The organism is Aquimarina sp. AWH4_224, from assembly GCF_056160245.1.
Genome location: NZ_JBSWWU010000007.1, coordinates 236,158 through 262,328, shown reverse-complemented (window position 1 = coordinate 262,328; position 26,171 = coordinate 236,158). Strand labels below are relative to the sequence as shown.

At 37.6% G+C, this 26,171-nt stretch carries 22 protein-coding genes; 11 read left to right on the top strand and 11 right to left on the bottom strand.

The window, feature by feature from the left end:
• Positions 1–8 precede the first annotated feature (8 nt).
• A complete protein-coding gene (locus ACXAGJ_RS15235) occupies positions 9–2,024 on the top strand; it encodes a fumarate reductase/succinate dehydrogenase flavoprotein subunit (protein ID WP_474841003.1) in 2,016 nt (671 codons plus the stop codon).
• A 6-nt stretch (positions 2,025–2,030) separates the two neighbouring features.
• A complete protein-coding gene (locus ACXAGJ_RS15230) occupies positions 2,031–2,777 on the top strand; it encodes a succinate dehydrogenase/fumarate reductase iron-sulfur subunit (protein ID WP_474841002.1) in 747 nt (248 codons plus the stop codon).
• A 97-nt stretch (positions 2,778–2,874) separates the two neighbouring features.
• Here the strand turns inward: ACXAGJ_RS15230 and ACXAGJ_RS15225 are convergent, their stop codons facing one another.
• Positions 2,875–4,152: a polysaccharide lyase family 7 protein gene (locus tag ACXAGJ_RS15225; RefSeq protein ID WP_474841001.1), complete on the bottom strand. Its 1,278-nt coding sequence runs from the start codon at positions 4,150–4,152 to the stop codon at positions 2,875–2,877.
• A 322-nt stretch (positions 4,153–4,474) separates the two neighbouring features.
• Between ACXAGJ_RS15225 and ACXAGJ_RS15220 the strand changes: the two genes are divergently transcribed.
• Entirely contained in the window at positions 4,475–4,621 is a 147-nt protein-coding gene (locus tag ACXAGJ_RS15220) for a hypothetical protein (protein WP_474841000.1), read from the top strand.
• A gap of 56 nt (positions 4,622–4,677) precedes the next feature.
• On the opposite strand, the gene ACXAGJ_RS15215 is transcribed toward ACXAGJ_RS15220, so the two are convergent.
• Complete coding sequence (locus ACXAGJ_RS15215; protein ID WP_474840999.1) at positions 4,678–5,487, bottom strand: Rossmann-fold NAD(P)-binding domain-containing protein; 810 nt, start codon at positions 5,485–5,487, stop codon at positions 4,678–4,680.
• Positions 5,471–7,864, bottom strand: a complete 2,394-nt coding sequence (locus tag ACXAGJ_RS15210) for a M28 family peptidase (protein ID WP_474840998.1) — start codon at positions 7,862–7,864, stop codon at positions 5,471–5,473. Before ACXAGJ_RS15210 ends, ACXAGJ_RS15215 begins: the two co-directional genes overlap by 17 nt.
• 222 nt (positions 7,865–8,086) lie before the next feature.
• Between ACXAGJ_RS15210 and ACXAGJ_RS15205 the strand changes: the two genes are divergently transcribed.
• Positions 8,087–8,557, top strand: a complete 471-nt coding sequence (locus ACXAGJ_RS15205; RefSeq protein WP_073320219.1) for a CBS domain-containing protein — start codon at positions 8,087–8,089, stop codon at positions 8,555–8,557.
• A gap of 108 nt (positions 8,558–8,665) precedes the next feature.
• Here the strand turns inward: ACXAGJ_RS15205 and ACXAGJ_RS15200 are convergent, their stop codons facing one another.
• The 3 genes from ACXAGJ_RS15200 to ACXAGJ_RS15190 form a co-directional block, all read right to left on the bottom strand.
• Complete coding sequence (locus ACXAGJ_RS15200; RefSeq protein ID WP_474840997.1) at positions 8,666–9,016, bottom strand: hypothetical protein; 351 nt, start codon at positions 9,014–9,016, stop codon at positions 8,666–8,668.
• A gap of 3 nt (positions 9,017–9,019) precedes the next feature.
• Positions 9,020–9,529, bottom strand: a complete 510-nt coding sequence (locus ACXAGJ_RS15195) for a DUF6265 family protein (protein ID WP_474840996.1) — start codon at positions 9,527–9,529, stop codon at positions 9,020–9,022.
• A gap of 62 nt (positions 9,530–9,591) precedes the next feature.
• Entirely contained in the window at positions 9,592–10,494 is a 903-nt protein-coding gene (locus ACXAGJ_RS15190) for a histone deacetylase family protein (RefSeq protein WP_474841095.1), read from the bottom strand.
• 139 nt (positions 10,495–10,633) lie between these two features.
• Here ACXAGJ_RS15190 and ACXAGJ_RS15185 point away from each other — a divergent pair, with 139 nt between their 5' ends.
• Positions 10,634–11,890 carry an MFS transporter gene (locus tag ACXAGJ_RS15185; protein WP_474840995.1) on the top strand — a complete coding sequence of 419 codons (1,257 nt, stop codon included), beginning with the start codon at positions 10,634–10,636 and terminating at the stop codon, positions 11,888–11,890.
• Between the two features lie 57 nt (positions 11,891–11,947).
• Here ACXAGJ_RS15185 and ACXAGJ_RS15180 read toward each other — a convergent pair whose 3' ends face one another.
• The 4 genes from ACXAGJ_RS15180 to ACXAGJ_RS15165 all read right to left on the bottom strand — a co-directional run bounded on the left by ACXAGJ_RS15180 (position 11,948) and on the right by ACXAGJ_RS15165 (position 18,817).
• Positions 11,948–13,426: a hypothetical protein gene (locus tag ACXAGJ_RS15180; RefSeq protein ID WP_474840994.1), complete on the bottom strand. Its 1,479-nt coding sequence runs from the start codon at positions 13,424–13,426 to the stop codon at positions 11,948–11,950.
• Positions 13,427–13,483: 57 nt separating this feature from the next.
• Positions 13,484–15,550 carry a methionine--tRNA ligase gene (metG, locus tag ACXAGJ_RS15175; RefSeq protein ID WP_474840993.1) on the bottom strand — a complete coding sequence of 689 codons (2,067 nt, stop codon included), beginning with the start codon at positions 15,548–15,550 and terminating at the stop codon, positions 13,484–13,486.
• A 96-nt stretch (positions 15,551–15,646) separates the two neighbouring features.
• The gene (locus ACXAGJ_RS15170; RefSeq protein WP_473284855.1) at positions 15,647–17,284 is read right to left on the bottom strand and encodes a DUF1501 domain-containing protein; all 1,638 of its coding nucleotides are present in this window, start codon (positions 17,282–17,284) and stop codon (positions 15,647–15,649) included.
• Positions 17,285–17,290: 6 nt separating this feature from the next.
• The gene (locus ACXAGJ_RS15165; RefSeq protein WP_474840992.1) at positions 17,291–18,817 is read right to left on the bottom strand and encodes a DUF1800 domain-containing protein; all 1,527 of its coding nucleotides are present in this window, start codon (positions 18,815–18,817) and stop codon (positions 17,291–17,293) included.
• A gap of 105 nt (positions 18,818–18,922) precedes the next feature.
• Here ACXAGJ_RS15165 and ACXAGJ_RS15160 point away from each other — a divergent pair, with 105 nt between their 5' ends.
• The 6 genes from ACXAGJ_RS15160 (at position 18,923) to ACXAGJ_RS15135 (ending at position 24,880) form a co-directional block, all read left to right on the top strand.
• A complete protein-coding gene (locus ACXAGJ_RS15160; protein WP_474840991.1) occupies positions 18,923–19,819 on the top strand; it encodes a S66 peptidase family protein in 897 nt (298 codons plus the stop codon).
• Positions 19,820–19,821: 2 nt separating this feature from the next.
• Complete coding sequence (locus ACXAGJ_RS15155; protein WP_474840990.1) at positions 19,822–20,181, top strand: YraN family protein; 360 nt, start codon at positions 19,822–19,824, stop codon at positions 20,179–20,181.
• A gap of 17 nt (positions 20,182–20,198) precedes the next feature.
• Positions 20,199–21,104 carry an aldo/keto reductase gene (locus tag ACXAGJ_RS15150; RefSeq protein ID WP_474840989.1) on the top strand — a complete coding sequence of 302 codons (906 nt, stop codon included), beginning with the start codon at positions 20,199–20,201 and terminating at the stop codon, positions 21,102–21,104.
• Between the two features lie 59 nt (positions 21,105–21,163).
• Positions 21,164–22,306 carry a helix-turn-helix domain-containing protein gene (locus tag ACXAGJ_RS15145; RefSeq protein WP_474840988.1) on the top strand — a complete coding sequence of 381 codons (1,143 nt, stop codon included), beginning with the start codon at positions 21,164–21,166 and terminating at the stop codon, positions 22,304–22,306.
• Positions 22,307–22,424: 118 nt separating this feature from the next.
• A complete protein-coding gene (locus ACXAGJ_RS15140) occupies positions 22,425–23,342 on the top strand; it encodes an NHL repeat-containing protein (protein ID WP_474840987.1) in 918 nt (305 codons plus the stop codon).
• 101 nt (positions 23,343–23,443) lie between these two features.
• Entirely contained in the window at positions 23,444–24,880 is a 1,437-nt protein-coding gene (locus tag ACXAGJ_RS15135) for an alpha/beta fold hydrolase (RefSeq protein WP_474840986.1), read from the top strand.
• A gap of 84 nt (positions 24,881–24,964) precedes the next feature.
• Here the strand turns inward: ACXAGJ_RS15135 and ACXAGJ_RS15130 are convergent, their stop codons facing one another.
• The gene (locus ACXAGJ_RS15130; protein ID WP_474840985.1) at positions 24,965–26,158 is read right to left on the bottom strand and encodes a serine hydrolase domain-containing protein; all 1,194 of its coding nucleotides are present in this window, start codon (positions 26,156–26,158) and stop codon (positions 24,965–24,967) included.
• Positions 26,159–26,171: the final 13 nt, after the last annotated feature.

Here is a 26,171-nt window from a genome sequence, read left to right as displayed (position 1 = left end):
CCACGAGTATGTCAATTTTAGATTCTAAAATACCTGAAGGGCCACTGGCAGATAAGTGGACAAAACATAAAAATACGATCAACCTGGTTAACCCTGCTAATAAACGTAATATCGATGTTATTGTAGTAGGTACAGGATTAGCAGGAGGTAGTGCTGCTGCTACCTTAGCAGAACTAGGATATAATGTAAAGACTTTTTGCTATCAGGATTCTCCTCGTAGAGCACACTCTATTGCTGCGCAAGGAGGAATAAATGCATCAAAGAATTATCAAGGAGACGGAGATTCTGATTACCGTTTATTCTACGATACCGTTAAAGGAGGAGATTACAGATCTCGAGAGGCTAACGTATATCGATTAGCAGAAGTTTCAGGAAATATTATCGACCAGTGTGTGGCACAAGGAGTACCTTTTGCCCGCGAATATGGTGGATTACTAGATAACCGTTCGTTTGGAGGGGTATTGGTATCACGTACCTTTTATGCCAAAGGACAAACTGGGCAACAGCTACTGTTAGGTGCGTACTCTGCAATGAATCGCCAAATCAATAGAGGAAAAATACAGCCATTCAATCGTCATGAGATGTTGGATTTGGTTAAGGTAGACGGAAAAGCGAGAGGAATTATTGCTCGTAATCTGGTTACCGGAGAAATAGAACGTCATTCTGCTCACGCGGTAGTATTAGCGACAGGAGGGTACGGAAACGTATTTTTCTTGAGTACGAATGCCATGGGTAGTAATGTGATGGCAGCCTGGAGAGCACACCGAAGAGGAGCTTTCTTCGCAAATCCATGTTATACACAGATTCACCCAACCTGTATTCCTGTTTCTGGAGATCATCAATCGAAGCTTACCTTAATGTCTGAGTCATTGCGTAATGATGGACGTATTTGGGTACCAAAGAGAAAAGAAGATGCAGAAGCGATACGTGCTGGTAAATTAAAACCGACACAACTGGCAGAAGACGAAAGAGATTATTACCTGGAGCGTCGTTACCCGGCATTTGGTAACCTGGTTCCTCGTGATGTAGCTTCTAGAGCTGCCAAAGAACGTTGTGATGCTGGTTTTGGAGTGAATAAAACAGGAGAAGCTGTGTATCTTGACTTCGCTTCGGCGATACAACGATACGGTAGTGAGAAGGCTTTGACTTCAGGTATGGAAAATCCTTCAAAAGAAGAGATCACAAAACTAGGAGAAGAAGTTATCGAAAATAAATACGGTAACCTTTTCCAGATGTATGAAAAGATTGTAGACGAAAACCCATATAAAACCCCAATGATGATATACCCAGCGGTGCACTATACCATGGGAGGTCTTTGGGTAGATTATAACTTACAAACTACTGTTCCTGGTTGTTATGCTGCGGGAGAGGCAAACTTCTCTGATCACGGAGCTAACCGATTGGGAGCATCTGCATTGATGCAAGGTTTGGCAGATGGATATTTTGTATTACCATACACTATTGGGGACTATCTGTCTCATGATATCAGAACAGGTAAAATACCAACAGATACTCCAGAGTTTGACCAGGCAGAAAAAGATGTTAAGGATCGTATCCAAAAACTAATGGGAGGATCTGGAACACACTCTGTAGATTATTACCATAAGAAACTTGGTAAGATCATGTGGAACAAATGCGGAATGTCTCGTAATGAGCAAGGCCTTAAGGAAGCAATAGAAGAAATTGCTGCCCTACGTGAGGATTTCTGGAAGAACGTAAAAGTTCCAGGTACTGCAGATAGTATGAATCCAGAGCTAGAAAAAGCAGGTCGGGTAGCAGATTTCTTAGAATTAGGAGAATTGTTTGCAAAGGATGCGTTGAATAGAAATGAATCTTGTGGAGGACACTTTAGAGAAGAGTCGGTAGAACAAGAAGGAGAACAAAAAGGAGAAGCGCTTAGAGATGACAAGAACTTTAAGTACGTTGCTGCCTGGGAGTACAAAGGTGAACCAAAAGACGCCGAATTACATAAGGAAGAATTAACCTTCGAAAACATTGAATTAAAAACACGTTCTTATAAATAAAAAGCTATGAATCTTACACTAAAAATATGGCGTCAAAAGGATGCTAAATCACAAGGAAAGATAGTAGATTATCAAATATCTGGTATCGAAGGAGACATGTCTTTTTTAGAAATGCTAGACGTGTTGAATGAAGATTTGATCAACAAAGGTGAGGAGCCTGTGGTATTTGATCACGATTGTAGAGAAGGAATTTGTGGAGCATGTTCGCTACAGATTAATGGAGAACCACATGGACCAGATCGTTTGATCACTACTTGCCAGTTACACATGCGTAAGTTTAACGATGGGGATACCATTTACATAGAGCCTTTTAGAGCTAAGGCGTTCCCGGTGGTTAAAGATCTTATGGTAGATCGTAGTGCATTTGATAGAATCCAACAAGCAGGAGGGTATGTATCTGTCAATACTTCTGGTAATACGATTGACGCTAATGCAATTCCAATCGAAAAAGAAAATGCAGATGATGCTTTCGCGGCAGCTACTTGTATTGGATGTGGAGCTTGTGTGGCAGCATGTAAAAACGCTTCTTCAATGTTGTTTACTTCTGCAAAAGTTTCGCAATTTGCATTGTTGCCGCAAGGACAGGTCGAAGCTACAGAACGCGTATTGGCTATGGTAAATCAAATGGATGAAGAAGGTTTTGGTAACTGTACCAATACTGGTGCCTGCGAGATTGAATGTCCTAAAGGAATCTCTCTAGAGAATATCGCACGAATGAATCGTGAGTATTTGAAAGCTAGTTTGAAAGGGTAATTATTTACCTAATATATAAAACAAAAAGCCGAAGTATAACTTCGGCTTTTTGCGTAACTAAAAAAATATAATATGAAATTAAGGGTGTTGCTATTATTTAATGAAATACCTCTAATTTATTAATAGCCACACTGCCATAATCTGAGCTGTTGTAGCTTTTGCCTTTCATAGATTGTAGATAACATCCTGCTTTAAAATAGTTTTCTTTGGCAGGTGCACTTTGAGAGGTGTATATGGTTCTTACACGACTTCCACTAGTATTTAATTCGTATAATTTTACCACGCTGTTTTGATAAGTCAATTCAAAATATAGTTCTTCACCAAGATTGAAATTACCCACGGTTTTTCCGCCGCCTTCTAATACTTCTGTAACATAACCGTTGATTCGCAGTTTTACCGAACCGCTAGTTTGATTTGCACTACCCTGGCATTGTACACGGATTACATCATCGAAGAAGTCAGTTTTATCATGTATTTGACCAAAACATACCTTACCAGAACTAGGCAAGCGATCCACCCGTACTTTCCAGCGCATACGATGTTCTTTGCTCGTTGTACCATCCCAATAGATAAGACCATTCCCATTTGCAGTAAGTTCTCTTAATTCCATTCTTGGATTACCAGACCCGGAGGAGGTATCGCTACCTGCCCATACCTGAAATTTTGCCCAACCATCTTGTACAAAAAACCAATCAGGATTTGTGTAAGAAGGTAGATTAGGAATTTCGTCCACATATTGGTTGTTGGATTTGGTTCCAGAAAGACCGTTAAGTTTCCAGTTAACTAACCCAAGGAGGTCAAAGGGAGTATTACTTCCTGGATTGGGATTGCTACCGCAGAGTTCTTCTACTGTAAATCGTTCCCAGGAAAGAGCACTGGTTCGATTACAAGTCATAGGATTGCTTCCATTTTCTGAGCTAATGTATTTTCCGTTATTCCCTTTAATAGCATAGTTACCATTACCGAGATTTTCGAAAGTAAATTTTTCCCAGGATCCAATTTGTGTACGATTACAAGTAATAGGTTTGGTTCCGTTTTCAGAACTTACATATTTCCCATTATTGCCTTGTAAAGCAAATTGTCCGTTGCCTACATCGACCAATGTGTATTTTTCCCATGCGCCTTGTGCAGTTCGATTACAGTTCATAGGTTTGGTTCCGTTTTCAGAACTTACGTATTTTCCGTTGTTACCTTTTAAAGCAATAGAAGAACAATCACCTATGGCTTTGGAGAGATCAATGTTGGTTTCAATACTTTCATTTGAGAATTCTTCATGAGAGCATCCAGCTAAAAAGAAGAGTGTAAATGAAATGCAGATCACCAAAAGTAAGGACAGAGGTTGATCGTTCAACCGCTTATAATTTGTGTGAATCATTAGTAATAGGTTTGTGTTAATATCTCATTATATTAAATTGGTTGACCAATTTAATATTTACAAATATATAAGTAAATTGTTAAAAAACGATGGTTTTTGTAATTTTTAGATTGTTTATTTGAAAAATTAATATTTTAAATCATAGAGTGAATGAAAAATTCCGCGGAAAATAAACAAGCATGTTTATAGAGAAAATCTACCTGTAAGGGGTAACATCTGTATGGCTAGTGACACTTAATAGTAGAAATAAGTATTGCAAGAATAACCAGGCGGAAATCGAAAAGCCTTCAATAGAGTAGATTATAAATAAAATTAGGACTCAATGAATACATTATCCATTACTTTTTTGAAAGAAAACAAGGGGAATATTATCAAAGGTAAATCTTTACGCTATATCGTTGGAGGTACAGACGATAGCAGGCCTACCCTGTCAGAAATAACATTGACAAAAATAAAAGAAAAAAAATAACTTGAGGATGTCTTAGTTAGTTTGTGAAAAGCCACTCTGATGAAAATTGGAGTGGTTTAAAGTTTACTTTTAAAAGTGTAATTCAGTTTATCAATAAGTGATTTAGAATCGATTATTTTCCCTTTAGAAGGAGTATCAAAATCATAGTCTGGTTGGGGTAGCCCCATTTGTTCACAAACCTTGGAGTAGTATATTGCTTTTTCAGGATGATCGGGGTAAGAAGCATTAAAAACGGTATTCCACTGATCCATTTTGATGATGGCAGAAATGACACCCATGCAATCCTCAAGATGAATCAAGTTTACTGGTGCTTTTGGGTTTTTGATGTTGGATCTACGAGATAGCATATTAGCTGGATGTCTCTCGGGTCCAAACAAACCAGCAAATCGCAATATGGTAGTTTGAAAATTTTTATTGCTTTGCAGCAATTGTTCTGTCTTTATTAGCTGTTTTCCCGCATTTGAAGTAGCATTTGGAAGCGTTTCTTGCGAAATTAAGGGAAATCCTTCAATATCGGCAAAAACTGACGTAGAGCTTATAAAAAGTACATTTTGCACGGTTGATTTTTCAATAAAAGGAAGGATGCTTTCAATCTTAGCAACAAAATTAACTTCTGGATTTCTTCGCAACCCGGGAGGAACATTAATTAGTAGTATTTTACTACCTTCCAAAAAACCAGTCATATTACCTACTGGTCCTTCTTCGGTTAATTCTATTTGGTAGGTGTTAATCCCTTTGTCTTGTAGTTTTTCAATCTTATGAGCCGAGGTGGTAGAACCTTTTATCTGATAATTATGTTCAAGTAATTTGGATGCGGTAGGCAGTCCTAACCAGCCCAGTCCAAGGATACTAATCTGTTGCTTCATTTAGAGTCGACGTTTCTTCAGGTATTATTGAAATAGAGTCTTTTGGTTTTTCTTGATATTGCGCAATCGTATAGTTCTTTTTTACAATTACCGCGTCATTTAATATGAAGGGTTTAGGCATCATATCTTTGGTTCTTGGCGGAATTGTAAAATGTTTATTTTGCAATAAATCATAGGAAGACTCATAGATCACAAATTTAGGCAAAGAATCTCTATGAAAACTCATTTTTAACTCCAAAGGTTTGTTGTTACTTACAAAGTAGGTAAGTAAACGATTTCTCCAGCGTTTGGTAAGGGCATTATATATTTCACCATCAGAATGTTCAAAATCGATAGCAGTCTCGCCGTTTACTGTCAATGTATCAAAGTTGAATATAGTTTGAGTATACAGATCTATTCTTTGGATATCTCTTTGAGGAGCAATACACAGATCCAAATGTCTAAGACCATTAATTATAGTGTCTTTACTAATGTCAATTCTCGGATTAGGAACGGTTTTGATTGGCGCTTGATTGGCAAAAGTAAACGCTCTTCCGTATTTACTCTGTAGAGCATTTTTATTATAAGTATCTGCAATATTTGAGGTTTTGTCGATATAATTTTGAGTCCAGGGATCCAATAAGTGATCATAGGTGGCCCAAACTGCTTTGTTTTGATCGGTATCCAACAAATACACCAAGCTATTTGGTTTTTGTCGTTCTTCTGTGAAATCGGATTTCAAGTGGGCGGTGATCAATAGAATTAATGAAAACACCAAGACCATATTACCTACCAGATTTTTTCTTTTATAGAAGCCAATTACTGGTAAAAGAATACCAAATAACAGCGCCGATAATACCGAGGATACGAATAGAATTTTGAGTCCAAGTGCTACCGGGAACATCGCAATAAACTGCGCCAGGATAAAAATTGAAGGTAAGGATAAAAGGACCATCAAATAAGGATTGGGTCTTTTTTGTCGGATAAGTACAAATAAAGAAACCAAGCCAAATATTGCAATAAAGATAAAATAACTGGCGCCTTTCAAATACATAGCAGCCAAAGTGGATATAACCAACCACATACATATTGGAGCAATCATCATACTTGGCAAACTTTGTGGCTTCTTGAATCGAGCATAGATTTTAAAACAAATAGCAACGGATAGAAAGACAAAAAAAGCGATGTAGTAATATCCATTATAGGTAAAACCATGTTGGATCTCGTTGTACTGTGGATAAATTATTTTCAGTAGTTCCCAAAATCCAAAAGTAAATAATCCGGCCAGCAGTATGGATGAAAAAAGAGCACCAAAACCTAGTAGTACGTCTTTCAAGTTAATACGATAGGCAGCTTTACCATAAAACAGCAGAACGACAAATATTATAATAGTGGCAATTAATAGCCCATATATCCAGCTAAAAGGATATTTGATCAATTTAAAAATAGGAATGCTGAAATAAATATAATCTTTGTCGGATTTCAGATTACTAATATCAGATTCGGAGAAATAGGATAGAAGAGGCATCAAGTAGCTTCCCTGATGTTGCAAAGTGCTGAGGTCAAGATTTTGCCAGGTATCATTTGCGGTATGATAATCAAAATGATCCCCGATAAAAGCAAAATTAAAGCCTTCGATATCCCCTTGCTCTCTTAGTACGGTAAGGTCGGTGTCATTTGGAAGCATTTTGTAGATGCTATAGGCCAAAGAATTTGTAGCTGGATAAGGCACCCCAGCTTCTGCAAATTCTTGCATCAATTTCCCATTCTTTCCATTGGTTTCGATAAGCATATACGAATCGCCACCACTTCCTCTGGCTTCAAAATTAAGAGTGATACCTACATTTTTTGCCCAGGGGTGTTTTTTTACAAAAAGATCTGCTCCGTTTAACCCTAATTCCTCTCCATCGGTGATACAAAGGATGATATCATTTTTTGGTGTTTTGTTGGTGGCCAAGTAGGCTCGTACTCCCTCCAGAATAGTGGCGACTCCACTCGCAGCATCACTAGCTCCCAAAGAAGAATGCTGTGAGCTGTCGTAGTGAGACATCAACATTACCGCTTTACCATCTCCACTTCCTTTGATCTTTGCTAAAATGTTTTGAGGTTCACTACAATTTCCAGACTTTCCTACCGAAAATCCCTTTTGTACCTCAGGCTGTAGCCCCATATTTTTTAGTTCTTGTACGATATAAGCAATAGCCTCTTCGTGTGCAGGACTTCCTAGGTAATGAGGAGCCTTCCCAATACTTTTTACATGCTCAAGAGCTCTAAGGGTAGAGAATTCTTGATCTGGAGTATCCAAATCTGAAATGCTGTGGGATTTTGAGGTGTAAAAAGTGAAAAATATGCTAAGAATCAGGAGAACAAAGGTGAAAAGTGAAGAGAATTTTCGCATATGTGTATCAGTTTAGCTAAAGGTAAGAAATTAGCCACAATTATTAAAGATTTACAAATTAAATTGAAGGTTAGCTTAAAAACATGTTATCGATTAAAGGATACTAAAGAATTCGTTGAAGAGATCATAAAAATAGGGTTTGGAGGTGGTGAAACACAGAGTTTGGTTTGATTAAGTTTTTGAAAATCACTATATTTAAGATTCACAAAATCACTAAACATTATGGGAATTATCAGTTTTCAAGGGGCTAGATCAAAGGTAAAAAAGCAAAATGATACCCCCATTAAGGTGTCGGATTATATGACAAGGGATTTGATTACGTTTCGTCCAAATCAATCGGTTATGGAAGTTATTGAAACCTTAGTTAAGAATAAAATATCCGGCGGACCAGTAGTTAATGACAACAATGAGTTGTTAGGGATTATCTCTGAGGGAGATTGTATTAAACAGCTTAATGAAAGCCGTTATTACAACATGCCTATTGATGATGCCAAAGTAGAGAATTTTATGGCAAGAGATGTGGAAACGATCGATGGTAATATTAATATTTTTGATGCTGCCAACAAGTTTTTACAAACCAAAAGAAGACGCTTTCCAATTATTGAAGATGGTAAGTTAGTAGGGCAGATCAGTCAAAAAGATGTGATGAAAGCTGCTTTAAAACTTAACAGTCAACATTGGAGAGATTTATAACTATCTTCTTCGCCAACACAGTACCAAAATCTTTTAAAACCTGAAGAGTATTGATCGACCAGATCAATCTCTTCAAACCCCAAATGACTTCCTTTTTCTAATTCCCAATCAACTATTTCGTTTTACCAAAGCATAGAATTCATTTTCCAGAGGTAGATACCCTTGGTCATACACAAAGTAATAGATGTTTCCTGTTTTTGTGGTGTAAATACTCGTAAAATGCTGAAAGTCGAAGCCTTTAGCAATGAGTTTTGTTCTTGTAGTTTTTGTCTTATCGTTTGGGTTCAATTCTTCAAGAATGCGATAGTTTTTTCGCAATCGATTATTGACATTTCTGATAAGATTTTTACTATCCTTATTTAATTGATTATTAAATGCATTTCGACAATAATCGCTGCAGAATTTTTTATCTGCTCTACCTATAATTTTTGTTCCACAAACTGGGCATTCTTTAGTCATTAATTACCTCCTCTTATAATTGAATTTTACTTCTTCACTAGAACCATCTTCGTTATGAACGACTACATAAAGGTTAATTTCGGAATCGCTTATTTTTTCAAAAGTGAACTCGTCAAAATATACCCGATCTTTCTCCACCTTTACCAACTTGAAATCAACAGTTTCATCTTTCTTTTCCCAACCCTTAAAATCTCCGTGAAAATGTTTGAGTTGTAGTAACAGTGTGTTATTCTCTTCGGTAATGCCTCCTACTTCGTAGAACTGGATTTTACCGTCTATGACTAGTTTAAAAGAAAACATCATAGAGTTCCCCAAGGGATCACTCCAGATTTCTTCTGTAATTCCTCCAAAAGCTTCTCCACGCCAATATCCACTAATCCACGAGACATCTTGCAATGATGCTTTGGGAGAATTCTTGCCTTCAGCAAACTTTAAAACGTTGGATGCTTGCTCTTGCGCAAAGGTTGTCGAAATGATCATTATAAAAAGTAAGAATGTGAGCTGTAATCTCATAACTAAGTTTTTATGGACTAGAAAGATACAATAAATATCCGTTTACAAACGACTAGGCTTTTTCAGAAGAAAATATCTTGCGCTAACCTAAAGGTGTTGGCATGAGCATCTACAATAATTTTGATATCTGGTGAATATCCACCACCCATCGAACACATCACAGGGATTTGTAAATCTTTACAACTTTGCAAAACAAATCGATCGCGTTCTGCGCAGCCTTTAACACTACACCCCAACTTTCCTAATTTATCGGTTGCCAAGATGTCTACACCACTCAAGTAAAAAATAAAGTCGGGTTGTTGTTCGTCAATTAGTTTGGGGAGTGTATTTTTCAGAATATTTAGATACTCTTCATCATTGGTGTCATTAGGTAATGCGATATCGAGATCAGAGATTTCTTTTTTGAAAGGGTAGTTGCTGGCTCCATGCATCGAGAAGGTAAACACTAGATCATCTTTTGCAAAAATTTCAGCAGTGCCGTTTCCTTGATGTACATCCAGGTCTACGATCAGGATTTTTTTGGCCAAGTTTTGCTGCAACAAGTAACGGGCACCAATGGCTTGATCATTGAGTAAACAAAATGCTTCTCCATGATCGGTATACGCATGATGCGTGCCTCCAGCTATATTCATTGCAATACCATGCTGTAGGGCATAATGTGCGGCTTTGATGGTGCCATCTGCTATGATTACTTCCCGATCTACCAGTTCTTGGGATAACGGGAAACCGATTTTTCTAGCTTCCCTTCGAGGAATGGAAAGTTCTTGTAAACTTTTGTAATAATCCTCGGTATGAACTGCAAGTATGGGTTTTGGATCAGGGATTTCTGGAGTGAAAAAATTCTCTTCCTCACAAGTTCCTTCATGAATCAATTGCTTTGGTAATAGCTCATATTTTATCATCGGAAATCGATGACCATTCGGTAATGGATGGGTATAAATAGGATGATAAGCTATTTTGAGCATGTAGTGGATAGCAACAATAAATTCATAAAACACAAACGAAGATATACTATCTTTTTTGGTATTGAAATGATTTAAGATTTTATTTTGAAATGAATGTTCCTGTAATATATACCTTTGTCCTGACAAACTTCTCTTTTTAATGAAAAACGATCCGTATCAGGCATTACGATATCCAGAATTTAGCATTTTTTTATTCATCCGTTTTTCTTTGGTCATGGCATGGACCATGCAATTTATAGTTATCGAATGGCAGGTCTATAGTATCACCAAAGATCCACTTTCTTTAGGGATAATAGGTTTGATGGAGGTGATTCCGGCGGTATCTTTGGCTTTGTTTGCAGGGCATATAGTAGACCAGAAAGAAAAGAAGAATTTATTACGGATTTGTATTTTAGGTTTTCTGGGGATTAGCACAGGGTTATTTCTACTTACATTACCTGAAGTGACTGTTTCCTTCAAGCAATCCTCTATTTTGTTAGGGATATATGTTTTGGTCTTTCTAGGAGGCGTAGTACGCGCGTTTTTGGGGCCCACTGTTTTTTCTCTTCTTGCATTATTGGTGCCAAAGAAGGTGTATCCGAATGCTGCCACTTGGAGCAGTTCAACCTGGCAAATAGGTGCTGTCTTAGGACCTGCTTTGGCTGGTTTTGCTATCAACTTGATCGGTGTGAACTGGTCTATGCTGGTTATTGTTGGTTGGGCATCACTGGCTTTTGTTTGTCTATTTAGGATTCCTAAAAAACCAATATTGAACCCCAATATAGGAGAGCCTGTGTTGAAAAGTTTGAGTGAAGGAATTCGATTCGTTTTTAAGACTAAAGCAATCTTAGGTGCCCTTACTTTGGATATGGTTGCAGTCCTTTTTGGGGGTGCTGTAGCTTTATTGCCGGTTTTTGCTCAGGATATTCTTAAAGTAGGACCTCAGGGGTTTGGAATCTTAAGAGCTGCTCCCGCCGTAGGAGCATTTATAATCATGTTTACCACGGCTTATTTTCCTATTAGTAAAAATGCAGGAAAGAAATTACTACTAGCCGTTTTTGGGTTCGGGATCTGTATCATCGTTTTTGGGCTTTCTTCGGTGTTTTGGATTTCGGTAGTAGCGCTGTTCTTTAGTGGAGTCACCGATGGCATTTCTATGGTGGTTCGGCAAACGATATTACAGCTCAAGACCCCAGATCATATGAGAGGAAGAGTATCTTCTGTAAATTCTATATTCGTAGGATCTTCTAACGAACTAGGAGCTTTTGAAAGTGGTATTACCGCCAAATATATGGGAACAGTTACCGCAGTGGTATTTGGAGGTAGTATGACCTTGCTTACCGTGATTCTCACCTCTATTATTTCTCCAGCCTTCAGGAAATTGGATCTTAGAAAAGACTTGGAGTCTGAAGGATAAACGTAATGGTATATAGGACGAAAATAGATATTTTGGTTAAGTAAGTAATCTAAAACCTCAGTCCATAAACTTTCTTAAATAGTATCTTTTGTGCAAAGATTCATAATACCCATAAACATAGTACCCATTGTATTTAAAAATGGTTTCCGCTTTTTCGTTTAAGAGTTCTTTTGAAAACTCTTTAATTTTATCAAATGCATTTTTTGACACTTCACCAGACAAATGATCAAGTTGTTCATTAAATAAGCAGTGAATTCTAGTGGATTTTGTGGTAGTATAGGACGAATATGCATAGAAAGTAGGAGTCATAAATGCATTGGCTAAACCGGTCATAGCACCTCCGACAGCACCAAATCCCATCATGGGCATACCATAACCACCACCAGTATTTATTTCTTTTACTCCGCCTAGAGTTACTTTTGTAGTGTCTCCTAGCTGTTGTACGGCTACAGCGATATCACCAGAAGCAATCTTTCTTAAAAACTTCTGTGTTTTCTCCATTTCTCTGTAGTTGCTATAATACCCTCCTTCTTGAATAATAGGAGAGTTCTTAAAAGTAATACTATCTTCTTTTTGCAAAGCCAATTGTTTTACTAATTCTTTTGAATGTATATCAGTTACAAAGAGTCGCATTTGTCCCTTTTTACCAACGATTTGATATAGCCTATTATTCGCCAAAAAGGAGTTTGATTTGATAAAAATATTCTCGTTGTTTTTCACATAGAGTAGATCAGGTTTTTTAAAACTACGAGCATCGTAGGTGTTATCTTCTAGATGGAGTGTTAGGAGTTGTGTTGTTTTATGATCGTTATCTATGGATATGATAATTGAATCTTCCTCGATGTATATTTTTTTGGATTTAGCGGCAATTTCAAGAGCGTTAGGGATATCGGTTTCAATCATTCCTAAATCAAAAGAAGATTTCATAAGCCCTGTAGTTGATTTTTGTAAGGATTTATGTAAGGGTATTTCTTTACCCAGTTTATCCAAAAAAACTACATCGCCAAAGTCATAATGCATAGCCTTTTTTGCTCCAGTAACATCAATTTTGTAGATATTTAGTTTTGAGGTCTTTTTTTGTAAAGTCATTACACAAATCTGATTTCGATAGGTAAATGCGTCTACATAGCTTTCGTCATCAGGAAATAGAGGATCTTTGTTTACGATTGTTGTTGAGTGCACAGCATCAAACTTTAATAATTCAAACCGTGTTTTTTTATCATTGGCTAAAAGAAAGACATATTGATGGTCTGTCACAATGGCCTTGATGATGTTTTTTGCACTTTTTTTGGGGCGATCAAATTGTTTTTGATCTACTAATTTGAATGCCGTATTGTATTTGTTAAGATAGAATTTTTTTCTGTCTACAATAAAAAGAGATAATTCATCAGTTTTATCATTAATAACAGGAATTGATTCTCGTCTGTCACTTAATCCTCCTTTCAATTGCATCTCCTCTATAGAAAGGGTTTCCTGAGAAAGAATGCTAGAATGTATAGATAAAATGGATAGAACTACTACAATAGTATGTTTCATAAAATAAGAATTTCTTATTTATGTTTTAGATGTGTATTATGTTACCTAGAAAATGGATTAGTTAATCGTAGCTCCAGGAAGAACGCCATCTTCATCTGGATTTAAGAAGACCAATTTACCTTCCGGAGTTTCGGTCATCAAAATCATACCTTCACTTTCTACACCACGTAGTTTTCTTGGGGCTAGATTGACCAAAACGGTTACTTTTTTACCCACGATTTCTTCTGGAGAAAAGTGCTCGGCAATACCTGAAACAATAGTTCTAGTGTTGATACCGGTATCCACTTTTAAGACTAATAATTTTTTGGCCTTTGGCATTTTTTCGGCTTCAATGATGGTACCTACGCGCATATCCAATTTGGTAAAATCCTCAAAAGTAGTCGTGTCTTTTTGAGGTTCTATTGTTTTATTTTCAGCTTCGTTGGCTTTTTTGGTAGCTTCTAGTTTGTCTAATTGCTTTTGGATTTCAGCATCTTCTACTTTAGAGAATAGTAATCCTCCTTTTTCGATTTGATGTCCAGCAGGAAGTAGCACTTCTTTTTGGGCAATATCATTCCATCCAGTAGCCTCATCGTTGGATGAAATCGCCAGGGTTTGTTTCAATTTTTCGGAAGTAAATGGTAAAAACGGTTCACACAATGTTGCCAGGGCAGAAGCAATCTGCAGAGCCACATACATTACTGTTTTTGTGCGTTGTTCATCGGTCTTGATCAACTTCCAAGGTTCTTCATCTGCCAAAAATTTATTTCCTAATCGAGCTACATTCATCAGTTCCTGGCTGGCTTCTCTAAAACGGTAACGTTCTATAGAGCTTGCAATAACTGCAGGATAGGCCTTTAATTCTTTAAGGGTTTGTTCATCAACTTCAGAGAATTGACCTGGTGTGGGAACTACCCCATTGTAGTATTTATGCGTCAATACCACTACACGATTAATAAAGTTACCAAAAATGGCTACAAGCTCATTATTGTTACGCGCCTGATAGTCTTTCCAGGTAAAATCATTGTCTTTGGTCTCTGGCGCATTGGCGGTTAATACATAACGCAATACATCTTGTTTGTCGGGAAACTCTTCCAGATATTCATGTAGCCAAACCGCCCAGTTTTTGGAGGTAGAAAGTTTATTTCCTTCCAGGTTCAAAAACTCGTTGGCAGGAACATTTTCTGGTAATACATAGCTTCCTTCTGCTTTTAACATACTCGGAAAAATGATACAGTGAAAAACGATATTGTCTTTCCCAATAAAATGCACCAATTTGGTGTCTTTATCTTTCCAGTAAGGTTCCCAGTCTTTTCCTTCTCGTTCTGCCCATTCTTTGGTAGAAGAGATATAACCAATAGGAGCATCAAACCATACATACAACACTTTTCCTTCAGCTCCTTCTACCGGAACGGGGATTCCCCAATCCAAATCGCGAGTTACCGCTCTTGGGCGTAAACCATCATCGATCCAGGATTTTATTTGTCCGTATACGTTGGCTTTCCAATCTTTTTTATGTCCTTTTAGTATCCACTCTTTAAGAAAATCTTCATATTGATCCAGTGGTAAAAACCAGTGCTTGGTTTTTTTCAAAACGGGTTCTGCACCTGATATTGTAGATTTTGGATTAATAAGATCGGTAGCATTCAAAGAGCTCCCACAGTTTTCACACTGATCTCCATAAGCTTCTTCATGACCACATTTGGGACAAGTACCCGTTACAAATCTGTCGGCCAAAAATTGATCGGCTTCGGGATCGTATAATTGCTCAGAGGTTTCCTCGATAAACTGCCCATTGGCATACATTTTTTCAAAAAACTCTGAAGCTGTTTTATGATGGATAGGAGCGGAGGTTCTTGAGTAGTTATCGAACGAAATTCCAAAATCAGCAAAAGACTTTTTGATGATAGCGTGGTATTTGTCGATAATCACTTGTGGAGATACACCCTCTTTTTTGGCACGCATCGGGATGGCAGCTCCGTGTTCATCACTACCACAAATAAAGGCAACGTCTTGCCCAGTTATTCTTAGGTAACGCGAATAGATATCAGCAGGCACATAAACTCCTGCTAAATGTCCAATGTGAATTGGCCCGTTGGTATACGGTAATGCTGCTGTAATGGTGTATCTTCCCTTGGTGCTCATAACTTAAAATAAAGGCACAAAGGTAATAAAAACGAGGTCAAAAAGAACCCGTCAAAGATTCAATTTTAAGAATACGTATGACGGGTTATAGTATGTTTACGAAATTACAATCGACTTGCTAAAGTTACCGCTGTTGGTTTCAATCTGATATACATATGGTCCCGTGCTTAATCGGGTATTGGCAGCTTCTTTCACATTAATGATAAGATCTCTACCTTCCATAAGCATTTCGTTGGCCAACACCGCTACTTTTTGCCCTACAATATTGTAAAGCGAAACCTCAATATGTGTGGTCGCTGGACTCACAATATTAATAAAGGTTTGGCTGTCACTGTAGGTAGGGATGTGTGTTAAGCTTTCGCCGTCGTTAGGAATATTTGGATTTGTTCCAGAACAGTTAAATCCAATATCCAAGGATTCAAACTGAGCACCAAGTAATGCTCTATCGACCATTTGTGGGTCGATACATAACCAATCTTTCATTACCGTAGAATATACCTGTCTGAAATCCATAGTTTCTGTAACATTTCCACCACGGGTTAAGCTATTGATATCTGGATGTTCTCCAACAAAGCCATTACCATTAAGGCCGGTTCCGAAGAACATGATAGGCGCGGCAGTACCGTGGTCAGTACCTAGTGAACCATTTTCTCTAAATCGTCTTCCAAATTCTGAAATGGTCATCGACAATACTTTGTCATCCCATCCTGCAGCAGCAAGATCGGCGTAGAAGTTACTTACTCCTTCAGAGAAAGAGGTCAACAATTGCTGATGTCTTTGGATTTGATTATTGTGCGTGTCAAAACCTCCCAGAGTAACCAAAAATACTTTGGTTCCTAGTCCTCCTTTAATTAAACGGGCAATGATACTAAATTGTCTACCCATACTATCATCCAAATACCCACCAAAATCTGTAGAGCGTTCATATGCGGCACTAATGACATCGGCATAATTGAATGTAGTATTTGTCGCTTCTCTTAAGAACCTTAATCGATCTCCATAAGTACAGTTTTCATCGATATCGTCCAGATTATAGAACGTTTCATTTTCAATGATTTGTAATAATCTTCTTGGGTCGGAAACCGCAAAAGAAAAATCGTTTTCAGGACCTTTAAAAATTAAGTTACCAATACTTCCGATTTGTATCGATGGTGGGCTTGGTGGTGGGTTAAAATAGTAATCGTCGTATATATCACTAAAATATCGTCCCATAAACCCAGTTCGATCATCTTCCTGCAAATTGGTATTCGCATAAATATCCGATCCCTTAAAATGTGATAATGAAGAACCTTCATATCCCACACCATGTACAACTCGCATTTGTCCTTCTCCCCATACGCCTTCTAGTTTGTTCATGGGTTTTGGCATTGCAAAATCATCGGTTAGAGAGATAAACTCACTAGGAGGTATCCTGATCAACGGTCGTGCATTGGCATATACATCATAGTCGTATACGGGAATAATGGTATTAAAACCGTCATTACCTCCTTGCAGACGTACAATAACCAATATCTTATCGTTTTCGGGATCTGTTCCTTGAGCAAGAGCTCTACTTAAGGCTGATGGTCCCGATACCGATAGAGGAGTGTTGGCTAACATCATGCTTCCTCCACCTACAAGACCAAGAGCTTGTAAGAATGATCTTCGGTTCCACTTTTTATGTTCGTCGGTATTACAATTACCGTGCTTATCTAATTTTATTTTACTGGGGTTGTGATTATGATTTTGGCACATAGCGGTTTATTTAAGTTGAAATTCAGGGATGTCTACAATATAATTCAGAAGGGCAACAAACTGCTCTGCCACTTCGGGGCGATCTAACCTCCAGATAGCAGGATCTACTGCGTCTGGTTCGTAGTAACTAGGCGGGAATGCATCTATATCCCTAAAAACACCTGAAATTTCATTAAAAATAACGTCGTCTGCTATTCCTCTTGGAAAGAAATAATTAACAAGAGCACGTACAACAATATCTACTTCTGGACCACTAAGACTTGGGTCTAGGTTACCGTCGGTAGTATTTCCGATAGGAAGACCTACTACAAAATCTCTAAATTGCTGTTGATTTTGATTCCAGCTTTGATTGATAATGAATCGAACACTTTCCCATCTACCAATCAAAAGATCCGGGCTTATCCAGTCTCCATCTCCTTGCCATCCTTCTACGTCAATTGGATTAAGTACATCCTGACCTAACACTCGCACTGCTCCTCGTACATAATCATTCACATCAACAGGAAGCTGGAATCCTAATTCGTTATAGAAACAAATCAATAGATCACAAGGGCTCTTAATAATCGCTCCAATAGCTTCTTGATTGAAAAAGTGCTGACTTTTAAATAATTGACGAAGAACAGGAGCAATTTGGAAATTGTTGTCGATAAAGGTCTGCGCCATTTGCGCAACAATAGCTTCGCTACAAGTAGGACTTACAAAATATGCGTACAGTTTTGTACAAATAAAAGTAGCTACCTGAGTTGTTCTTTGCTGAAACAATATATTGATCACATCATCGTAGTTCCAGTTTCCGGTCTGTCCAAAAATAGTTTTGGTATCATTACTAAATTGCCCTGGGTTAAACAAGATGTCTCCCCAAGGAATATCATTAGTGTCTACATAACCTGTTAAAGCTTTTGAAGTTTCTTGAATATCATCTTCGGTATAATCATTATCTACACCAAGGGTAAATAATTCATACAGCTCTCGAGCATAATTTTCATTAGGTCTATCTCTTACGTTTTCATCTCCGTTAAGGTAGACCAACATTGCATTTGAGATACCGATATCATATACAAAATCTCTAAAATTCCCAAGCGCATGAATCTGCAATAGATTATAGTATTGCGATTGGTATGCAGGGCTTCGATAAGTATCGTCTTCGGTTACAAAGTGATTGCTCCAAAATAAAGTAAGTCGTTCACGAACCTTATTTTGAATAAGGTCGTTGATCATTTGATTTTTTCCCTCTCTACGGTAAAAACCAGTATCGTTATCGGGGTTGGCATCCTCGGCAGCTTCAAATTGGTCTCTATTCCAGAATCCCCATAGCGGAGGTGGAGTAGCATTTAGTGCAAGAGCTTCGTCAATTAAAGCATCAACAAGTGCAGAGGGGTCATTTTGGGATAGTGCGGCCAGTACTTCAGCTTTTGAAGCACCAAAACCAATCCGACGATACAAATGATTTATTTTCGTAACATTCCAAGGGTTCTCCGGTGTGGGAACATATACATCCAAGGAATCCAGATTACATGTAGTATCAGAGATCATAGGCATAAGATTTTAATCGTAAAGTTGAGGGACAAATTCAACACAATATAATAGATTATAACGAAAGTATTTGTTAATTAGTATCATATTTTGAAAATTTAATACATGTTTAAGCCTGAATTTTTAAGGGAAGGAGACAAAATAGCTATCGTATCTACCGCTCGAAAGATCGAAAACAGAGAGATCAAGGATTCTTTGAGTATCATAAAAAACTGGGGTTTAGTGCCGGTAATAGGTTCAACAATCGAGAAGGCGGCACATCAATTTGCAGGGTCTGATCAGGACAGGACTGTAGACTTTCAAAATATGTTGGATGACCCAGAAATAAAGGCGATTTGGTGTGCTCGAGGAGGGTATGGTACGGTTAGAATCATAGATCAAATCGATTTCTCTAAGTTTATGAAACATCCAAAGTGGATTATCGGTTATTCTGATATCACCGTTTTACACTCTCATATTCATAACTTGGGAGTTGCTACTATACATGCACCAATGCCAGTAGATTTTCATCGTGGTACAAAGACTGCAATCGATGCTTTTAAAGCCACAATTTTCGGGCATAGTGAAGGGTATTCGGTCGAAACTTCAAAGAAAAATATTTTGGGTAAAGCTTCTGGCCAATTGGTGGGAGGAAATTTATCTATTCTGTATTCACTTTGTGGTTCTGAATCGGCCATAGACACTTCTGGTAAGATTTTATGCATCGAAGATCTGGATGAGTATTTGTACCATATTGATCGTATGCTGCAAAATCTAAAGCGAAACGGATATTTTGATAACCTGGCGGGCTTGATTGTAGGTGGAATGAAAAAAATGCACGACAACAATATCCCTTTTGGTAAAAAGTCCAAACAGATCATTTTGGATGTTGTAAAAGCATACGATTTCCCTGTGGCGTTTAAATTTCCCATGGGGCATATAGAAGATAATCGAGCTCTTGTTTTTGGAGCCGAAGCTTCTTTAGAAGTAGGTACAAATCAGGTGAAGCTAAATTATAAATAGCAATGGCAGAACACAACAAGCTAGGTAAAAAAGGAGAGCAGTTGGCTGTAGATCATTTGCAGCAAAGAGGGTATGCTATTTTACAAAGAAATTTTAGGTATCTGAAATCAGAAGTAGATATCATTGCACAAAAAGATGAGGTGGTCATTGCTGTAGAAGTAAAAACTAGAAGTACCCCAGAGTTTGGGAATCCCCAGGATTTTGTAAAACCGAAACAAATACAATCTTTGGTAAAAGCAATGGATCATTTTATGACCGAAAATGATCTGGATCATCAGGTACGTTTTGACATCATTGCGATCATTCAAAATAAATTAGGAACACGGATTGAGCATCTTGAAGATGCATTTTATCATTTTTGAAAGTATCTTTAGATAAAATGAAACAGGTGAACTATCGAAAACTAGGACATTCAGACATTAACATCAGCGAAGTTTCTTTTGGCGGTATGTCGTTGGATTGGAAAAATCCCGAATGCGAACGCCTGTTACATTCGGCCATCGACTACGGAGTTAATTTTTTTGATACTGCAGATTTATATGATGGTGGTAACAATGAAACCTTGTTAGGAAACGCTTTAAAGGAACATAGAAAAGGCATAATTCTTGCGACAAAAGTGGGTAATCAGTTACGGCCAGACGGAAGCGGTTGGGATTGGAATCCTAGCAAAGATTATATTGTAAAAGCAGTAGAACAAAGCCTTAAGCGATTGCAAACCGATTATATTGATTTGTACCAATTGCATGGTGGAACTATAGATGATCCAATAGATGAGATTATTGACGCTTTTGAAACCTTTCAAAAAGAAGGCAAAATACGGCATTATGGTATTTCATCTATACGCCCCAATGTGATTCGAGAGTATGTGGATCGATCGAACATAACAAGTGTAATGATGCAATATAGTCTCTTTGATAGAAGGGCAGAAGAAGCTTGTTTGCCGTTGCTTCATGAAAATAACATTGGTGTTTTGGCTAGAGGTACATTGGCCAAAGGGCTTTTGGCAGGAAAACCAGCAAAAGAATACCTTGGATATACTGTGGCAGAGGTACAAAACACCATAGATGTATTGAAAGAGGTAACAGTATCAGATCAACCCATGGGCAGAACAGCAATACAGTATGTGCTTCAACATCCGGCGATTAGTTCGGCGGTATTAGGAATAAGAAGTCAAAAACAGTTAGAAGAAGGTTTTTCATCATCTCACTCAACTAATTTGAGCAATGAAATATATGCCATGTTAGGCAAGAGTAATATCCCCAAAATATATGCGCAGCATCGATAATTTTTAGGTACGAGCATATCCATTCGGTCGAAAAAAGTGAGAAAGAAATATAATTTTGTATGCAGTTTAATTCTTTGTTAGTGATTACATTCGAATTTATTGATCTCATACTTTTTTTAGGTATAAGCCAAGGTATCTTTTTGGCGATTACCATACAGCTTTTAAAAGGGAAGAACAAAGGAGCAAATACCATATTGTCCTCTATCCTGTTGATCGCTGTGGTGATGCTCATAGGCAGAATGATTTACTTTCGGTTTTTAACACCAATGTTATTTCGATGGACGGTTTTGATCGATATGGTGATTCTCATTTTTGGGCCACTTTGTTATTGCTACATACGTCGTTTAGCTTTTCTAGAAAATGAACAGTATAGACTCTCCTGGATCCATTTTATTCCGGCTGGACTTCACTTTTTGTTTTTTGTGTATGGAATAACCTTTAGTTTAGAGGACTATATCCAAAAGGTGAACTCAGGAGCTTTTAACCTTCCTTTCTTTATCATTGAAGGAGGTGGGATATTATCGAATCTGTTCTATTGGGGATTAAACGTAAATTTGATCACAAAATATAAGCGGGAGGAAAAAAATAGGGTGTCCTACAGTCAAAATCTGATCTCTTTTTTGATCCTCTTTCAGATATCGGTGGGTGTTTTTTTGTTGGTATGGTTAATCAGTTTTATCGCACTGAAGTTTTTTAGTTATTCGCTATATCCTATAGGGTACGATTCCTTGTGGGTAGGGCTATCGGTTTTCATTTTTGTAATTGGATACTATAGTTTGAAAGAACCCGAGCTTTTTAGAATCCCTTTACCCGTCGAAAAAACCAAATCCAAACCGCAACGAATGCCCGAAAGAGCGATTTCTTTATTAAAAGAACGTTTGCAGCATGCTATTGAGGAAGATAAATTATACTTACAAAGCAACCTTACATTAAGGGGTCTTGCGCAACATCTCAATACATCAACACATAATCTATCCTGGTATCTTAATCAGGTATTACAAACCAACTTTTATGATTACATCAATCATTATCGTATAAAGGAGTTTATCAAGAAAATAGACAATAACGAACATCATCAGCATACCATTTTGGCGCTTTCTATGGATGTTGGGTTTAATTCAAAATCCACTTTTAATAAAGCTTTTAAGTTGGAGATGAATGATACTCCTAGTAATTACATAAAACAACTTGTATCGATTTAAAACTACATTTCAGAATATAAGATCAGTCTACTATATGAAAAAGGGTACGACTTGATCCAAAGCGTCGATTTTTAATGGATATCGAGATAGATTCGAGGAAAACATTAAAAATCAAATCATGAAAAAAATCATCAAAAGTTGTAAGCTATTCGTACTGTTAAGTGCGTCTGTATTATTTGTTTCTTGCTATGGAGACGGGGTTGATCGGGAACCCGAAGTAGAAACCATAGTATCTGATTTTGCTGGTAACGATGCGGTTACCATCGACAAAAGAGGAAATGTGTATGTTTCAGAATATGGACAGTTTGAAAATACCGGGGGTAATGGAACACGAGTATTAAAAGTATCTAGACAAGGAGAGGTTTCAGATTTTATCACTGATCTCTCGGGTCCTCTAGGAAACGCGATTGACTTCCAGGGGAATTTCTACGTGAGTAACGACAACAATACGCAAAGAGGGGATATTCTTAAAGTAAGCCCAGATGGCACCAAAACAGTATTGGCTACTATAGATGGATGGCCCACGGGACTTACATTGGATCATCAAAATAATGTATATGTATCTAATTTTTTGACCCCTACTGTACATAAAATCACACCAGAAGGAGAAGTAACTGTATTTGCCAGTGATTCTCGATTAGCAGGAGGTGTAGGAATTGATTTTGATCGCAGAGGAAATTTGGTAGTCGGTAATTTTGCTACAGCCGATATCTTGTCGATTACTCCAGATGGTGAAGTGTCTTTGATCGCTAATATTCCGAATATCGTGGTTAACGGTTTTGGTATCGGATACATTACTGTGTTGGGAAATTCGGTTTTTGCAACAGGTATTGCAGTTAACAAGATATTTAGGGTGACTCTAGATGGCGAAGTTGAAGAATTTGCCGGAACCGGAGATGCTGCAGTGGTAGATGGACCGGTAGAAGAAGCGTCTTTTAATGGACCTAACGGAATTACAGCAGACAAATACAATAAAGCGCTATATATCTCTGAGTTTGGAGGCACGGGAGCAGTACGCAAAATTTCCTTGAGATAAAAATATGATTGAGTGAAGTAGTTAGTTTTGTTGATTAATATGAGTTCGGTTGTACAATCAATCGAACTCGTATTACTTTAGTAATGATTTAAAGCCCGTTAATGATGAAATCAAAATATTGTTTAGGATTACTATTTTTTGGATTAGTATCCATATACTGCCATGGACAACGACTAAAGATCGAACCCTATACATTTGTGTCTAAAGCAAAAGACACCCTGCAAGCTGAGTTGGGAACTTTTAAGGTCTTAGAAAACAGAGAAAACGGCAAAGATTCGATTCCTCTTTCTTTTATACGTTTCAAGAGCACAAACCCAAATCCGGGTAGTCCTATTGTCTATTTGGCAGGAGGCCCAGGAGGATCAGGAATAAGTACAGCAAAAGGAAAACGTTTTGAGTTGTTTATGAAACTTAGAGAGATAGCAGATGTGATCGCATTTGATCAAAGAGGTACAGGAATGTCACATCGTTTACCCAATTGTGAATCTCGGGTAGAAATTGATTTTGCTAAGCCTATTGATAAAGCTGAGTATCTTCAAAAAACGAAAGATAATTGTAATAAATGCCTGGAGTTTTGGAAGAGGAATAAGGTGAATCTTGCTGCCTACAACACGACCGAGAACGCAAGGGATATTGATGAATTACGTAAAGCACTTAACAGTGATAAAATATCTTTGTGGGGGATTAGTTATGGATCTCATCTAGCTTTTGAGTACATACGATTATTTGAAGAGCATATTGATAAAGCAGTATTGGCCAGTCTGGAAGGCCCTGATCATACCATAAAATTGCCTGCCAGTACAGAACAATTTATCTTTCATATTACCGAGAAAGCAAAGGATAATTACGGGTCGAAGACAAAATATCCAAATTTAAAAAATAAGATCTTGGCAGTTCATCAAAAGTTAAAAGAGAGCCCACAAGTGGTTACCTATGAAAATCGTCGAGGAAAAACAGTTACCGTAGGGATTTCAAATTTTGAGTTACAGGCTACGATCGCCGCATTTTACCTCAAGAATCCCTGGGATTCAAAAAGACTGCCCAAAGTTTACAATAAACTGTATGAAGGAGACTTCTCGCAGATCGCTCCGCAAGTGATGATGATGAAAAGGTTTATGATGCCGCCGCCCAGGCCAATGCCGTTTGCCATGGATATGCAATCAGGAATATCTAAAGGTCGTATGAAGATAGTGAAGGAACAAATAGATCGAACTATTTTAGGGAGTACCATAAATTTCTTTCTCTATGAATGGATGATGGGACTGGATGTTCCAAAACTTCCTAAAGAGTTCAGAACAAAGAAGAAAAATAATGTAAATGCATTATTGCTTAGTGGTACTATGGATGGACGCACTTATGTTTCGTCAGGAAAAGAAATTGCCAAAGATTTTACCAAAGGTTATCATGTGATTGTCGAAAATGGGGGTCATGATTTATATATGCAATCCCCTTTGGTTGTAGCATTGGTGTTAGACTTTTTTAAAGGCAAAGAAATTGAGGTTGAAAAACTCTCTTTGGATCCGGTTTTGTTTGAATGATTCTTGATTCTCTTAGAAAATCAAAAAAACCGGGATATTTTTATCCCGGTTTTTTGATGTTCGTTTTTTGATATGAAGAATGACCTATTTTGATGTTTGTTGTATAAATAACTTTGCGATAGCATATACATTTTCGAACAACTCTCCAGAGTTGCCGTTTTTGTTAGCCAGCATCGATACCGATAAATTGTATTCTGGGAACAAAGCCAATAATGAAATCGATCCATTAGCAATCCCACCATGATGCCATACGGTGATTTTTTGCCCGTTTCTAAAGAGATCTTTGCGATGATTTCTCCAACCAATAGCATACTCCTGTGGGTTTACTTTTCCATTGTCTAACAAAACAGGTTGGGTGAGTTGGTGTTGTATATCCGGATCAAATAATTGATGATTCAAAAAAGCATTCCCAATCTTTACTAAGGCAGTTGGTGTTGCCAAAAAACCACCGCCAGCCCATTTATTGCTGTTGTTTACTTTGTAGACTTCTTTGTAGGTGCCTTTTGCCACGTCATAAAACCTGGCGGTGTTTTTAATGAGGGTAGCAGTTTCGGCTTCAATGTTGGATATATTGATAGGTTTAAAAACGTTTTGCTTCATAAAATCCGGGAATTTTTGTTGAGAAGCTCCCTCTAGCATTCCGCTGAGTAAGGTATAGTTATAACTGCTGTAACTGAAATCGGATCCTGGTTCGAACAGTAAATCGTCATTATTAAAAATACCTACGCTTTCTTCTACTCCTGTATACTCATCGTTATTATAATACTCCCATATAGGAAAGCAAAGACATGATCCATAATTTCTGATTCCCGAAGTATGAGAAGCTAGCTGTCGCAAATTGATATTGGATAAGTGACCACTGGCATACGAAACAAAGTCTTTGACCTTGCTGTCTAGTCGAAGTTTTTGGTTTTGCAGTAATACCCCGATTCCTAAAGAAGTAACTGCTTTCGAAGTACTTCCTATCCTGAATTTGGTATCCAGTGCAACCGGGATTTGATCGTCTAGATTTTGATATCCGATAGCATTTGCCCATTGTATTTTCCCGTGTTGCCCAACAGCTATGGATACAGCTGGAGACTGTAAGCGTTGATGGATAGCTTTAAGAATACTATCTGCTTTTTTGGATTGTACATCGTTATGATGAACCACCGGGTTGGTTACCTTGATTTTTGATAGAGGCTTCCATCCCGTGGTATACACAAAAATAGGTTCAAAAAGGAAATAAGAGCATATAAGTATGATGAGTACAAAGACTGAAATGATTATTTTTTTCATTTTGTAAAGGAGT

Excerpts from the sequence above, each read along its gene's own strand:
- ACXAGJ_RS15220 (WP_474841000.1), top strand. The coding sequence starts at position 4,475 with ATGAATACATTATCCATTACTTTTTTGAAAGAAAACAAGGGGAATATT.
- ACXAGJ_RS15205 (WP_073320219.1), top strand. The coding sequence starts at position 8,087 with ATGGGAATTATCAGTTTTCAAGGGGCTAGATCAAAGGTAAAAAAGCAA.
- ACXAGJ_RS15230 (WP_474841002.1), top strand. The coding sequence starts at position 2,031 with ATGAATCTTACACTAAAAATATGGCGTCAAAAGGATGCTAAATCACAA.
- ACXAGJ_RS15140 (WP_474840987.1), top strand. The coding sequence starts at position 22,425 with ATGAAAAAAATCATCAAAAGTTGTAAGCTATTCGTACTGTTAAGTGCG.
- ACXAGJ_RS15235 (WP_474841003.1), top strand. The coding sequence starts at position 9 with ATGTCAATTTTAGATTCTAAAATACCTGAAGGGCCACTGGCAGATAAG.
- ACXAGJ_RS15210 (WP_474840998.1), bottom strand. The coding sequence starts at position 7,864 with ATGCGAAAATTCTCTTCACTTTTCACCTTTGTTCTCCTGATTCTTAGC.
- ACXAGJ_RS15130 (WP_474840985.1), bottom strand. The coding sequence starts at position 26,158 with ATGAAAAAAATAATCATTTCAGTCTTTGTACTCATCATACTTATATGC.
- ACXAGJ_RS15200 (WP_474840997.1), bottom strand. The coding sequence starts at position 9,016 with ATGACTAAAGAATGCCCAGTTTGTGGAACAAAAATTATAGGTAGAGCA.
- ACXAGJ_RS15165 (WP_474840992.1), bottom strand. The coding sequence starts at position 18,817 with ATGATCTCTGATACTACATGTAATCTGGATTCCTTGGATGTATATGTT.
- ACXAGJ_RS15215 (WP_474840999.1), bottom strand. The coding sequence starts at position 5,487 with ATGAAGCAACAGATTAGTATCCTTGGACTGGGCTGGTTAGGACTGCCT.
- ACXAGJ_RS15170 (WP_473284855.1), bottom strand. The coding sequence starts at position 17,284 with ATGTGCCAAAATCATAATCACAACCCCAGTAAAATAAAATTAGATAAG.
- ACXAGJ_RS15160 (WP_474840991.1), top strand. The coding sequence starts at position 18,923 with ATGTTTAAGCCTGAATTTTTAAGGGAAGGAGACAAAATAGCTATCGTA.
- ACXAGJ_RS15180 (WP_474840994.1), bottom strand. The coding sequence starts at position 13,426 with ATGAAACATACTATTGTAGTAGTTCTATCCATTTTATCTATACATTCT.
- ACXAGJ_RS15155 (WP_474840990.1), top strand. The coding sequence starts at position 19,822 with ATGGCAGAACACAACAAGCTAGGTAAAAAAGGAGAGCAGTTGGCTGTA.
- ACXAGJ_RS15185 (WP_474840995.1), top strand. The coding sequence starts at position 10,634 with ATGAAAAACGATCCGTATCAGGCATTACGATATCCAGAATTTAGCATT.
- ACXAGJ_RS15145 (WP_474840988.1), top strand. The coding sequence starts at position 21,164 with ATGCAGTTTAATTCTTTGTTAGTGATTACATTCGAATTTATTGATCTC.
- ACXAGJ_RS15225 (WP_474841001.1), bottom strand. The coding sequence starts at position 4,152 with ATGATTCACACAAATTATAAGCGGTTGAACGATCAACCTCTGTCCTTA.
- metG (WP_474840993.1), bottom strand. The coding sequence starts at position 15,550 with ATGAGCACCAAGGGAAGATACACCATTACAGCAGCATTACCGTATACC.
- ACXAGJ_RS15195 (WP_474840996.1), bottom strand. The coding sequence starts at position 9,529 with ATGAGATTACAGCTCACATTCTTACTTTTTATAATGATCATTTCGACA.
- ACXAGJ_RS15150 (WP_474840989.1), top strand. The coding sequence starts at position 20,199 with ATGAAACAGGTGAACTATCGAAAACTAGGACATTCAGACATTAACATC.
- ACXAGJ_RS15190 (WP_474841095.1), bottom strand. The coding sequence starts at position 10,494 with ATGCTCAAAATAGCTTATCATCCTATTTATACCCATCCATTACCGAAT.
- ACXAGJ_RS15135 (WP_474840986.1), top strand. The coding sequence starts at position 23,444 with ATGATGAAATCAAAATATTGTTTAGGATTACTATTTTTTGGATTAGTA.